This is a genomic window from Solilutibacter silvestris (genome assembly GCF_050574925.1).
GTDB lineage: Bacteria > Pseudomonadota > Gammaproteobacteria > Xanthomonadales > Xanthomonadaceae > Solilutibacter > Solilutibacter silvestris_A.
Genome location: NZ_JBCMOO010000006.1, coordinates 25,877 through 37,377, shown reverse-complemented (window position 1 = coordinate 37,377; position 11,501 = coordinate 25,877). Strand labels below are relative to the sequence as shown.

The following is an 11,501-nucleotide window of genomic DNA, read 5'->3' as shown; positions in this document are numbered from 1 at the left end:
GTTGATCAGTCGCCGCGGACGGCCGCCTCGATCGCTGCGATGTCGATCTTCCTCATCGTCATCATCGCATCGAAGGCGCGCTTCGCCGCCTTCGGGTCGGGGCCCGCGACCGCATCCGTAAGTGCGCGCGGCGTGATCTGCCACGACAGCCCCCACTTGTCCTTGCACCAACCGCACATGCTTTCCTGGCCGCCATTGCCGACGATGGCATTCCACAGACGATCCGTCTCGGCCTGGTCATCGGTCGCGACCTGGAATGAAAATGCCTCGCTGTGCTTGAAGGTATCGCCTCCGTTCAAGCCGATGCAGGGAATGCCCATGACGGTGAATTCCACCGTCAGCACGTCGCCCTGCTTGCCGTCGGGATAGTCGCCCGGCGCAAGATGGACGGCCCCGACCGCACTGTCCGGGAAGGTTTCGGCGTAGAACTTCGCGGCATCCAATGCATCGTGTTCATACCACAGGCAGATCGTGTTCTTGTTCTTGCTGGTCATCTATGGCTCCTTCATCGCTGTTTTTCCGGTTCTCTTTCTTGGCGATCTCGATGAAATGATCGCGAACCCGCTCGATTTCCGCTTCATCCAGCTCTTCCAGATCCAGCAGGCTGTTGCGCGCCTTTTTTGTCACCAGGATGAGCTCGTCAAGCTTCATCTGGATTGCATCGGTATCACGGTTCTGGCTGTTCTGGATCAGGAACACCATCAGGAAGGTCACGATGGTCGTGCCGGTATTGATGATGAGCTGCCAGGTATCGCTGAAATGGAATATCGGCCCGGTCACCAGCCAGGCCACGATCAGCAAGAACGCCAACAGGAATGCTGGCGCCCGACCGGTCAGGCGCGCAGTCTTGTATGCCATGCGTGCGAAGAGTGTCATCTCGCTCCTTCAACGAAGCAGATCACACCGAGCATCGCCGCTTGCGGATTCATGCAGCGTGAAACATGCATGAGCTCGCGCATTCATGCATCATCGAAGCAATTGATCGCTACCCGTATTCCCTCAACAAATCCCTCAACTGTTCGATCGCCGCCTTGTGAATCTGGGAAACTCTTCCCTTTGTCACGCCAAGCGATGCGGCAATTTCCGTGAACGGGATGTCCCTGAAGTAATAATTCTCGATGATCAGCCGCGCCCGCTCGGGCAGTCGATCCAAGGCCGCGATGATTCGCCCCTGAATTTCGCCGCGCTGGAAATTCTCCGCGACATGGTCGGACCCGACCGCGACCATCTCCCGGACGCTTTCATCAAGCAGATAGCCGATCCCCAGGCTCGTTACGCCGGACAGCAGGATATCGAGCGGATCGGCATCGGGCAGGTCATCGCTTTCAGCCAATCGCGATTGCATGCGCTGTTCGATGTGCCTTGACGGTCGATCCGAAAGAATCTGCCTCAGGCCATTGAATACTGCCCCGCGCACTCTCTGGGCAGCGTAAGCCTTGAATTCGACCCCGCGTGCCGGATCGTAGCGGCCAATCGCCTCGAGAAGGCCGATCGAAGCATTTTGTGCGAAATCTTCCCGATCGACCTGATAGGCGCCTATTCGACGGTGGATGCTGCGGGCGATGGCATGGGCCCAAGGCGTGTAGATATGTGCGAGCGCGCCGAGGGCAGATGGATCCTGCTCCCCACGATAGCGCTCCCACAATTCGCGCTCACCTTGCGCTCCCTCCCCCATGCGATCAGTTCCAGATACCGCTCAGAAGGGCCCGCGAAATCAGCACCCACCCGTCGATCAGGACGAAAAGCAGGAGCTTGATCGGCAAGCTGATCGTCGTTGGCGGAAGCATGATCATTCCCAACCCCATCAGGATGGCGCTGACGACGAGATCGATGACCAGGAACGGCAGGAAGATGATGAAGCCGATCTGGAAGGCCGTCTTGAGTTCGCTCAGCATGAAGGCCGGCACGAGCGTCGAGAACTGCAAATCGGCCTTGGTCTTGGGCATCGGCTGATGCGACATGTCCAGCACCGCCCGGAGATCGGACTCGTGGGTTTGCCGCAGCATGAAATCGGCGACCGGAATCCTTGCCTTCGCGAGCGCCTCCTTGGCCTCGATCTTCTTTTCGAGGTAAGGCGTCAAGGCGGTCTGGTTCACGCTGTCGGCCACTGGCGCCATCGCGAAAAAGGTCAGGCAAATCGACAACGCGATAATCACGCTATTCGGCGGAGCCTGGGGCAGCCCCAGGGCATGCCGCAACAGCGACAGCACGATTACGATGCGCGTGAACGACGTCATGCTGATCAACAAGATCGGGATGATCGACAACAACGTCAGGACGAGAACGGTCCGCAAAGGTTGCGCCAGGTCTTGCTTGGCGATCTGATCAGTCAGGTCGGACGGGAGCGCCCAGACCGATGGCACCACAGCCAGCAACAGCAATCCGATGATCCAGGGGACAAGCTTGCAATTACGCGCCATCGCTCAAGCCTCCAACCGGTGGCTGGTTGACGACCGTCACCGATGCCGTCGATTCAACGACCAGAGCCGTCCCTTCACCATCCCGAACCTTGTAAACGGTGGTCTTCGGGCTCAAGCGCACGCGCTCGACCACTTGCAGTGTCTGTGCCGCCGGGGCTTGTGCGGCCTGTCCAAGCCAGCGATCGAGCCAGCCGCGTTTTTTCGCGTAACGCAAAGCGACATAGGCCACCGCGAGCAGAAGTACTGTGGCCGCCAGAACCCCAAGGGGTGAACTCCCCAACGCATGGCCCTCGCTTTTGAATACCAGGGCCTGGCTATTAGGTTGGGCCTGCAGCGAAATCACGCAACCTCCAGGATCCTGACGCCGAAGTTGTCGTCGACCGCGAGCAACTCGCCACGCGCAACGACCTGCCCGTTGAGAAGGAGGTCGATCGGTGCTTCCAGCGATTCATTCATCGCCAGCACATCACCGGATTTCAGTGAGAACAGTTTTTCGATGGTGAGGTCGATCGTCCCCAGCTCGGCCCGCAGATTGACCTTTACATGCCCGATCAGGTCGATGTCCTGCGACCGCAGGCCACCCTTGGATTCACTCATGATCACATCGCCACTATCCATCTTCGCTATCCCCTGTTAGTTGAGCTGAAGGGCGCGTTGCCCTTCATGCATTGCCAGACGACCTTCCTGAATGACGCGCCCGTCGATCGCCTGAAGACGGATCGGTTGATCCAGTTCCCGACCGCTTTTGAAAACCTCGCCTGCCCTGAATTCCAGACCGGAACGGATCGGGATTTCGCCCATCTCCATCACCACCTTGAGGGACACCGTGGTCTTTCCAACAGCCGCCTTCCTCGCAACGAGCGTCGACTCCTTGCGCACCCGCTCGCGAGGCAGCAACGTGTTCGCAAGTGCGGAATTCAATATGACGGCGAACTGCTCGGGACCGAGATCGATCGCGAATCGGGACGCGCCGAAGCGGGCGTCGATATCCTTGGAATCCGGACTTGCGTGCAGCGTTTCCACCACCCAATCGCCGGTGCTTTCAGACAAGCTCGCGACCAGATCCTGGATGGCTCGCGCCCCGATGTTTCCGGCAATTCCCGCCGAGTCGCCGGAGCGGACGCCGGTCAGCAGCAACCCCAGTCGCTTGTCCAGGTCGCCACGCGCCGAAACCCAGATGGCCTGATCACCTCGCGTGAACATGCGCCATGCAATTCCCGCATGGCCTGGATCCTGGCTTTCGGCCTGCACGCTCGCCATGAGCTGGGCATCGACCGACCATGCCAAAAGCCAATTCTCGAGCTTCGTCGCAAGAAGCTTGCTCAACGTTTCGGTGCGCTTGCTGCCCTGCCATTGGATCGGCCTGACCTTCATCAACCACCCCGGATGCTGTTGTAGAGCTGGTCCAGCATCTCGTTGCTGACGGTCATCACGCGCGAGCTCGCCTGGTAGCCGCGCTGGATGATGATCATGTCGGCGAATTCCTGGGTCAGGTCGACGTTCGACATTTCCAGGCTGCCACCGGCAATGCGTCCGAACCGGCCTTCACCCGGACGACCAAATTCCTTGTCGGCCACTGCCGACCCGGAAATCAGGCGCCCACCCGACAGATGCAACGACTCTTCGTTCGGGAAAATCGCCAGTGCCAGCTGCGGTCCCTGGCGCTTTTCCGTCTGCGAATAAGTGAGCTGCAGAACGCCCTTCTCGTCGAAGCTCATTCCGGTCACGCCAAGGACGGGATGACCGTCGTCAACCTTGGTGGTGACCGTACTCGCCATGCCGGAGAGCGCCTTCAGACCGTCGAGCGCCCCGGGCGTGCCGAAATTGAGCTTGATCGTTTGCGCCGCCCCCCAATTCGCCGTGACGGTCATCGGGTTCCCGGTCGCGGTCGGCGTGCCGTCTGCGGCAAACGCGATCGTTCCGGAACCGAGGGTCGCCCCGGTCTCGTCCTTGATCACCACATCGAACGAAGGCGGCGCTGTCGTCTTGCTGGTGAAGGTCGCCGACAAGGTGTGCGCCGTGCCGTTGGCGTCATAGACGGTGATCGAATTCGCATTCGCGCCGGTCGACCCCGGCGCGAGATTGCCGGTGAAGTGGACACCTGTTGTCGCCGCCGCCGGCAGCATTTGGTAGGTGCTGAAATTGATCGGCACCAGGGCGCCGGTGCTATCCATGCCCATCACCTGATACTGGTTCACGGTGTCGACCAGCATGCCGTTGTCATCGAATCGGAACTGACCGGCGCGCGTGTAATAGAGGTTGCCTTCCTTGTCCTTGAGAACGAAGTAACCGTCGCCGTCGATCGCGACGTCGGTGGGGTTTCCGGTCTGGCGGATATCGCCCTCTTTCACCCGCAATCCGTCACCGGCAATGCGCGAACCACGATTGCCATTGACGTTGGAGAAGAACGAATCGCTCCCCCGGAACCCGGGGGTGTTCATGTTTGAAATGTTGTCGCTGACCGTACTCAGGCTCTTGGAAAAGCTGAAAAGTCCGGAAAGGCTGTTGAAGAGTGCCTGGAACATTGAATTCCCCTGATGACGAATGGTTACGGTTTGACGAGCGAGACTTGCGAAAGGCGGATATCGGTGGTGACGGCGCCCGTGCCGTCCTTGACACTGAGCGTGGGACCTGAAGAAGTGAAAGCGACTGCAATGACCTGCCCGGTCATCGGCGCGGCAAGCCCCTGAACGTCCACTTGCTTGTTCAGAAGCGACACGGCCTGCGTCGCGGAGTTCATCGTCAACAGATCGGACGTGTTCTGGCTGGTCTGGCGCGACTGTTCGAGCGACGAGAACTGGGCCAACTGCGCAAGGAATTCGCGGTTGTCGACCGGCTCCATTGGATCCTGGAAGCGCAACTGCGCAAGGAACAACTTGATGAAGTCGTCCTGGTTGATGGTCTTGCTGTTGGCAAGCGCGTCAGTCTGGCTGCCGCCGGTTACCGAGCCAATCGAATCGACGGGCATGTTCAAGTACCTCCCTGCATGGAGCTGGACCAGATTTCCGTTCCGTTGATCACGACCCGATGGATCGATGTGCCGGCGTGTTCCGCCAGGTCGCGCAGGTGCGCGGTAACGCGATCCAGATCGTCGTGCGTCATGCTGTAATCGCGGTAATAGACGGCGGCGCGTCCTTCGCTTCGTTTCTCGAGGATGCGCAGCAACTTCTTTTGCCAGTGCCCGGATGCCAACGCCGAAGCGGGCTGTCGATCCACGCGGATGTGTTCGCGCGATTCAAGCTCCTGCCTCTGCGTCGATGCCATGCCTTGGGCCTGACCACTCGCGCTTTCGCAAGAAGTCGTATTCGACAAGGCCTCCTCCTCGGGCAGGCCGTCTGCAAGCATTGCTGCACGGGGTTCCACGCCTTCCGTCACCATCGAGCGCAGGCCGAGCCCAGGATTGTCCACGGCATGACTCGCCTGCCCCAGGCTCTCGCCAAAGACGCCGTTGGCCACCAACGTCCAGGGCAAGGTGACGATTTCGCGATCCCCCGATTGAACGTCGAGGTGCAGCTCCACAACCTGCGGGATGGCCGGGGAGACCGTTTCGAAGCGCTGTTGCGCGATAGCCGGTGTCGGCATCTTCTCGGGAATGACCTGCAGGTCGGCGGAGCGCGTCGGATCCTTGGATTGAATCCCTCCCTTGGGCGTTGGCGCGGACTGTGTCGGCGCGACCTTCTGCACCATTTCCTGGAAGCCCGCCTGCCCATTCGGTTTTGCCGATGGCGCCTGCCGAGGTTTGCGGGAAGGCCCCTGCGCAGGAGCCGGAATCTGCATTCGATCAATCATGTCCACGCCTCCACGCGACGCGCATGTCGGCCATGCGGTCGTATCCGATTTTTTCCTGGTGGTCCTGCCATTCGTCGATCGCGGAATCGCGCCGATGCTCGACCAAATCCACGGCCGAACGCGTCTGGATTCGCGCCTGCACCGCTTCGCAATGCGCCGCATGAGCGCTCTCGCGCTCGGCGCCGCGTTCTTCGACGTGCCCCCAAGCGGCGGCCTCGATCCCCGATATCGCCTCGAGGTAATCCAGATTCAGCAAGCCACGACCCAATGTCTCTTCACGATGCATCTGCAATGCCCTCGCCTGCGCCTCGGCCGCGGCAAGCGCCTCATGGGCTTCGGCAAGGACACGCGCCGCCGCCGCTGTACGCGCCTCGGCCAACGCATCCTGGAACGTGCGCCAGCGCGTCAAGGTCTTCAGCGCATGGATCCTGCGCATGCTCATGCCTTGTCTCGAATTGCCGAAGCCAGCGCATCCATGGCCTTGGTACGCTGCGTACGCTCATCCGACGCCTGCTGAACCAGGCCATCCAATGCCTTCTTGGTGTCGACCGCCCGATCCAGTTCGACATTGACGCCCGGCTGATAGGCGCCGAGCTCGATCAAGTCGCGCGAAGCCTGATAGGTCGCGATCAATCGCTTGGTTTCCTTCGCCAGTGACGCATCCTGCTTGTCCACGACTTGCGACATCACGCGACTGGTGCTTTGCAGGACGTCGATCGCCGGGTGGTGCCCGTGGGACGCCAGCTCTCGCGTCAACACGATGTGGCCATCTAGGATCGCCCGCATGTGATCGGTGATCGGCTCGTTCATGTCGTCGCCCTCCACTAGCACGCTGTAGATGCCGGAAATCGAGCCGCCGGACGCCAGCTTTCCACAGCGCTCGAGAAGCGTCGGCAACTGGCTGAAAACCGAGGGGGTATAGCCACGGAACGTCGGCGGCTCACCGATTGCCAGCCCGATTTCGCGCTGCGCCATCGCAAAGCGCGTCATCGAGTCGACGATCAGCAGGACCGATTTGCCCTGATCCCGGAAATATTCGGCAATGGCGTGCGCCGCATGTGCGCCATGCACGCGTGCAACCGCCGGTTCATCCGATGTCGCCACGACGACGACCGAGCGCTTCAAACCGGCTTCGCCCAGGGAGTGGGTGAGAAACTCCCCGACCTCGCGTCCGCGCTCGCCGATCAAGGCCAGGACCGTGACATCCGCGGAGACCTGTCTTCCCAACATGCCGAGCAAGGTGCTCTTGCCGACGCCGCTGCCGGCGAAAATCCCGACGCGCTGCCCCACGCCCAGCGTCAGCAATGCATCGATGGCGCGCACGCCGGTTTCGAGCACCGTATCGATGGGCGCGCGTTCCAGCGGATTGATGCGCGGACGGTACAGCGGGTATTCGCACTCGAATGCGATGGCCCCCTTGTCGTCGAGCGGATGGCCGAAAGCATCGATCACCCGCCCCAGCAACGCATCGCCCACAGGAACGGTGACCATGCGGCCGGTCGCGCGCACGTGGCTGCCCGCGGAAATTCCGCCGACATGACCGTAAGGCATCAAAAGCACGCGCTGCTCCTTGATGCCCATGACTTCCGCCGGAACCGTGGCGCTGGTTGGCGAAGTCACGATGTCGCACAACTCGCCAAGGCGTGCATCCGGCCCATTCGACTCGACCACCAGGCCATTGAAGGTCTGGATGCGCCCCAGCGATTGCCCCATGGGGGCAGCGCGCACGGCGCTGATCAGTCGTTGGGCCAGGCCGGACATCAAGAATCCTCACCCAATGTCTGGATGAAGGCGTCCGACAACGCCTGAATCCGTTGCACGATGCCGGTTTCGTATTGGCCGACCGGCGTTTCGAGCCGGATGTCGCCACGAGCCAGATGCGGATCCGCACTGATCTTGAGACCCTCGATGTCCGCAAAACTCTTCAGCGATTCCGCGTCTTCCGCCGATATCCAAAGCGTGGCCGGGCGTTGGCGGCGCTCATGCAAAACCTGCTCGACAACCTGAAGCGTCAAGCCGCGATCCGTGTTGCGAACACCCAGGCAACGGACGAGCGCCTCGAATGCGATCTCCGCGGCAACCCGTTCGATCTGCTGTTCCTGCTCCGCGATCCTGTCCGGTATGGTTTTGAGCAAGCGCTCCAGCTGGCGTTGGCCGCCTTCCACCCGCTCTTGCGCCGCACGATGCGCCTCGCGGATCTGGCGCTCGCATTCTTCAACGCGTTGCGCGATCCGCGCATCGGCTTCCGCGAGTCCGGAAGCCATGCCTTCTTCATGTGCCGCTTGCAAGACGCGAGCACGCTCCTCCCGCGCCAATACCTCCGGATCGGGTTGGACAACCGAAATGCGGTGCGCGTCGTCCTCGGAGATCACTGGCTCGCGTGGCGCCAACGCCATGCCCAATGCCGAGATGCGATGCGATTGTCCGGCGACGCGTTCCATCAGGCATTCGCCCCGCGCGCGGTCAAGTCCATTGCGGCATGACGCAATGCCGCCGACAATTTGGCGGGAAGGGCCGGACGAACTTTCATTTCACGCTTGAGTTCCGCCTGCAGATGCGCGGGCAACAGTTCGATCACGAACGACTGGTCGATTCCGGGCCATGCCTGAAGCACGCGCGCAAGCCACTCCACCGACAACTGCCCGGACAGGGATTTCAACTGTTCCATGCCCAGCGAACGCCCCGCCATCGTTCCCGGAGCCTCATGCTGCAGCAGTTCCTGCGCCAGGCGCCGGGCTTCCGGTGGCATTTGTCCAAGCTCGTGAATCAATGCCTTGATGCGCGCGGCACGCTGCTTCGGCAATGCCGCGAGCAACTGGCGACGATCGGCGCCAGATAACGACGCCAGCAGCAACGCACTGCGGCGTTCTCCCGACTGGCTCATGCGTTCGGCTCCCCTTCGGCCAGCCAACCCTTGAGTTTTTCAAGCACGGCATCCCGCTCTGTCGGCGAAAGCCGCGGCGTCCGTGGCCGGCGCAGCAGCATGAGGATCGCCATGACTACAGCCATCAGCAGCAGCCCTCCGCCCAGCGCCCACTGCCACCAGCCCATTCGCGCGACAACATGGCCTGCTTCACCCGGCTCGACGCCGGAGATCGTTGGCGTCTGGCCCGGGGCGATCGAGCCAGCCCGCCAACCAAGCGAGGAGATCTGGAGGCGATCGCCGCGCTGGGGGTTGATTCCTGCAGCAGCGGAAATCAGATCCTGGAGCGACTGCGGGTCCACGCCTTCGGCATTCGGCGGGATCGCGACCGCGATCGACATCCGCTCGATCTGGCCGCCGGCGCGGCTCACTTCCGTCCGGGTGGTGCCATGGATGAATTCGGCTTGCGTGTCTTCCTGTCGCTTCGATCCATTCGAGGTGTAACCGCTGGTGCTTTGCTGCCGCGACATCAGGTCATTGCCCGTGCCACCCGTCGAAATCGGGCGCTCGCTGACCTCATGGAATTTTTCGGCGTTCAGGGTCACGTCGACCGAAACACGGAACTGATCCTTGCGCAGGAACTGGGTGAGGAGATGCTCCACCTTGGCCTGGATCGATGCTTCGACTCGGGAAGTCTCGTCCGAAATCGCAATGCCACCGTCGGCGTCGGATGCCGCCGTTGCCGCGGCCAGCAAGGCGCCATTCGAATCCAGCACGGACACATGCGCGGGCGACAAACCCTCGACCGATGCGGACACCAGGCTGCGGATGCCTTCAATCTGCGACTGCGACAAGGTGATCCCCGGGGCGATATTCAGCGCGACCGATGCCTTGGACGATTCCTGGTCGGTGGAGAACATGCCGGGCCGGCGGATGGTCAGGTGTACGCGCGCGTCCTGGACGCCCGGCATGCTGGCGATCGTGCGTTCGATCTCGCCTTGCAGGGCGCGCTGGTAATTCACGCGCTGGGCGAACTCGGTGACGCCGAAATCGGAATGATCGAAGAGCTCGAACCCGGCGTGGCCACCCTTCGGAATCCCCGCCGCCACCAGCTTCATCCGGGTGTCGTAGACCTTGTCGGCCGAAACGCGGATCGCGCTGCCGCCATCGGTGATGGTGTAGGGCACCTTCCATTCCGTCAGCGCCTGGGTGATTTCCGCGGCGTCGCGTTCGCGGAGATTGCCGAACAGGAGCTGTTCATTGCTGCGGAACGTCCACCACAGCAGGCCCGCGGCGACCACCACGATCGCAAGCAGCCCTGCCAGGAAGACATAGCGTCGGTTTGGCTCCAACGAGCCCCATGTATCGCGAATATTCATCAGTCGATTCCGGTCAGAGCTGCATTCTCATGAGCTCCTGGTAGCCCTCCACCAGGCGATTGCGCATTTCCGTCACGAGCATCAGGCTCATGCGCGCCTTTTCCATCGCGACCATGACTTCATGGGTCGCCACGTTCTTGCCGACCGCCAGGTCGCGCAGATACGCGTCAGCGGACTGAAGCTGCGTATTGGCCTGATCGAGCGTCGTGCCGACGAGCGAGAAGAAGTCTCCGCGCAAGCCCGTGTTTCCGCTTTCGGAGACATTCAGCGCCGGTGCGATGGTCGCGGAGGCAATGGGTTCGATCGCCATCACTTCGCTCCGATCTCGAGACCGCGCAGCATCATGCTGCGCAGCAGGTTGAAGGCGCGGACATTGGCTTCGTAGCCGCGGCTGGCGCCCATCATCGTGGTCATTTCATGCGACATGTCGACGGCCGGATAAGCCACTTCCCCGCTTTTGTCGGCATAGGGGTGACCCGGATCGAGGACGCGCTTGGTTTCCGTCGGCTGCTGAACCAGCGGGTCGACATTGCCCAGCATGCTTTCGAAGTCCGTCCCCACTTGCCAGGCCTTGGCTTGTTGCCCGGGTTCGAGCGGCACGTTGGCGCCGGCGATGTTGCGGCTGGACGCCTCCATGCGGGCGCGTTCGTAGGCCATGCCCGTGCGCGCGACATCGAGAATCGAATCGATCGGCATGTTCAGCTCCTCCCGCTGATGGCCAGGCGCATCAGCCCGAATTCGCGACTCAAGCCCTCGGCGAGCGCCTGATAGTTCGCTCCGGCCTGCACCATGTCGCCGACTTCCGCATCGGCATTGATCGGCTCCTGGGTTTCGATCGCCTGCTGCCCGCGGATCTCGGCATCCAGGCGCGCCAGCGCTTCGGGTGACGCTGTCGAGCGCATGGCCGACTCATAGGACGTGAAATCCGCACGCATGGCGCCGACATCGGTCCGGTTTGCATTCGCGATATTGGTGCTCGCGACCTGGCTCTTGGCCTGTTCGATCGTCAGTGCCAATCGAACGATATCGACCGTCAGTTCTCCACTCATT

The 11,501-nt window shown here is 61.6% G+C and carries 18 protein-coding genes; all 18 read right to left on the bottom strand.

Annotated elements, in window-relative coordinates; all coding sequences use genetic code 11:
* Nucleotides 1-5: 5 nt before the first annotated feature.
* Nucleotides 6-494, bottom strand: coding sequence for a VOC family protein (locus tag ABE093_RS11405; RefSeq protein WP_430761026.1), 489 nt, complete (start codon nucleotides 492-494; stop codon nucleotides 6-8).
* Nucleotides 454-858: a low affinity iron permease family protein gene (locus ABE093_RS11400; RefSeq protein WP_430761025.1), complete on the bottom strand. Its 405-nt coding sequence runs from the start codon at nucleotides 856-858 to the stop codon at nucleotides 454-456. Before ABE093_RS11400 ends, ABE093_RS11405 begins: the two co-directional genes overlap by 41 nt.
* A 127-nt stretch (nucleotides 859-985) precedes the next feature.
* A complete protein-coding gene (locus ABE093_RS11395; protein ID WP_430761024.1) occupies nucleotides 986-1,675 on the bottom strand; it encodes a sigma-70 family RNA polymerase sigma factor in 690 nt (229 codons plus the stop codon).
* A gap of 4 nt (nucleotides 1,676-1,679) precedes the next feature.
* Nucleotides 1,680-2,420, bottom strand: a complete 741-nt coding sequence (fliP, locus tag ABE093_RS11390; RefSeq protein ID WP_430761023.1) for a flagellar type III secretion system pore protein FliP — start codon at nucleotides 2,418-2,420, stop codon at nucleotides 1,680-1,682.
* The gene (locus ABE093_RS11385; RefSeq protein ID WP_430761022.1) at nucleotides 2,410-2,763 is read right to left on the bottom strand and encodes a hypothetical protein; all 354 of its coding nucleotides are present in this window, start codon (nucleotides 2,761-2,763) and stop codon (nucleotides 2,410-2,412) included. Before ABE093_RS11385 ends, fliP begins: the two co-directional genes overlap by 11 nt.
* A complete protein-coding gene (locus ABE093_RS11380; protein WP_430761021.1) occupies nucleotides 2,760-3,017 on the bottom strand; it encodes a FliM/FliN family flagellar motor switch protein in 258 nt (85 codons plus the stop codon). The genes ABE093_RS11385 and ABE093_RS11380 overlap by 4 nt, the downstream gene beginning before the upstream one ends.
* A gap of 36 nt (nucleotides 3,018-3,053) precedes the next feature.
* A complete protein-coding gene (locus ABE093_RS11375) occupies nucleotides 3,054-3,794 on the bottom strand; it encodes a hypothetical protein (protein WP_430761020.1) in 741 nt (246 codons plus the stop codon).
* A complete protein-coding gene (gene flgF, locus ABE093_RS11370; protein WP_430761019.1) occupies nucleotides 3,794-4,945 on the bottom strand; it encodes a flagellar basal-body rod protein FlgF in 1,152 nt (383 codons plus the stop codon). The genes ABE093_RS11375 and flgF overlap by 1 nt, the downstream gene beginning before the upstream one ends.
* A 23-nt stretch (nucleotides 4,946-4,968) precedes the next feature.
* Nucleotides 4,969-5,388, bottom strand: a complete 420-nt coding sequence (locus ABE093_RS11365; RefSeq protein WP_430761018.1) for a flagellar hook assembly protein FlgD — start codon at nucleotides 5,386-5,388, stop codon at nucleotides 4,969-4,971.
* A gap of 2 nt (nucleotides 5,389-5,390) precedes the next feature.
* Nucleotides 5,391-6,209, bottom strand: a complete 819-nt coding sequence (locus ABE093_RS11360) for a hypothetical protein (RefSeq protein WP_430761017.1) — start codon at nucleotides 6,207-6,209, stop codon at nucleotides 5,391-5,393.
* Nucleotides 6,202-6,618: a hypothetical protein gene (locus ABE093_RS11355; protein ID WP_430761016.1), complete on the bottom strand. Its 417-nt coding sequence runs from the start codon at nucleotides 6,616-6,618 to the stop codon at nucleotides 6,202-6,204. Before ABE093_RS11355 ends, ABE093_RS11360 begins: the two co-directional genes overlap by 8 nt.
* Before the next feature lie 29 nt (nucleotides 6,619-6,647).
* Nucleotides 6,648-7,922, bottom strand: a complete 1,275-nt coding sequence (locus ABE093_RS11350; RefSeq protein ID WP_430761139.1) for a FliI/YscN family ATPase — start codon at nucleotides 7,920-7,922, stop codon at nucleotides 6,648-6,650.
* A gap of 47 nt (nucleotides 7,923-7,969) precedes the next feature.
* Nucleotides 7,970-8,650: a FliH/SctL family protein gene (locus ABE093_RS11345; RefSeq protein ID WP_430761015.1), complete on the bottom strand. Its 681-nt coding sequence runs from the start codon at nucleotides 8,648-8,650 to the stop codon at nucleotides 7,970-7,972.
* Nucleotides 8,650-9,093: a hypothetical protein gene (locus ABE093_RS11340; RefSeq protein ID WP_430761014.1), complete on the bottom strand. Its 444-nt coding sequence runs from the start codon at nucleotides 9,091-9,093 to the stop codon at nucleotides 8,650-8,652. Before ABE093_RS11340 ends, ABE093_RS11345 begins: the two co-directional genes overlap by 1 nt.
* The gene (fliF, locus tag ABE093_RS11335) at nucleotides 9,090-10,451 is read right to left on the bottom strand and encodes a flagellar basal-body MS-ring/collar protein FliF (RefSeq protein ID WP_430761013.1); all 1,362 of its coding nucleotides are present in this window, start codon (nucleotides 10,449-10,451) and stop codon (nucleotides 9,090-9,092) included. The genes ABE093_RS11340 and fliF overlap by 4 nt, the downstream gene beginning before the upstream one ends.
* A 13-nt stretch (nucleotides 10,452-10,464) precedes the next feature.
* Nucleotides 10,465-10,761 (bottom strand): flagellar hook-basal body complex protein FliE, encoded by a 297-nt coding sequence (gene fliE / locus ABE093_RS11330; RefSeq protein ID WP_430761012.1) that lies wholly within the window; start codon nucleotides 10,759-10,761, stop codon nucleotides 10,465-10,467.
* Nucleotides 10,761-11,147 carry a flagellar basal body rod protein FlgC gene (locus ABE093_RS11325; RefSeq protein WP_430761011.1) on the bottom strand — a complete coding sequence of 129 codons (387 nt, stop codon included), beginning with the start codon at nucleotides 11,145-11,147 and terminating at the stop codon, nucleotides 10,761-10,763. Before ABE093_RS11325 ends, fliE begins: the two co-directional genes overlap by 1 nt.
* 2 nt (nucleotides 11,148-11,149) lie before the next feature.
* Complete coding sequence (locus tag ABE093_RS11320; RefSeq protein WP_430761010.1) at nucleotides 11,150-11,467, bottom strand: hypothetical protein; 318 nt, start codon at nucleotides 11,465-11,467, stop codon at nucleotides 11,150-11,152.
* Nucleotides 11,468-11,501 lie beyond the last annotated feature (34 nt).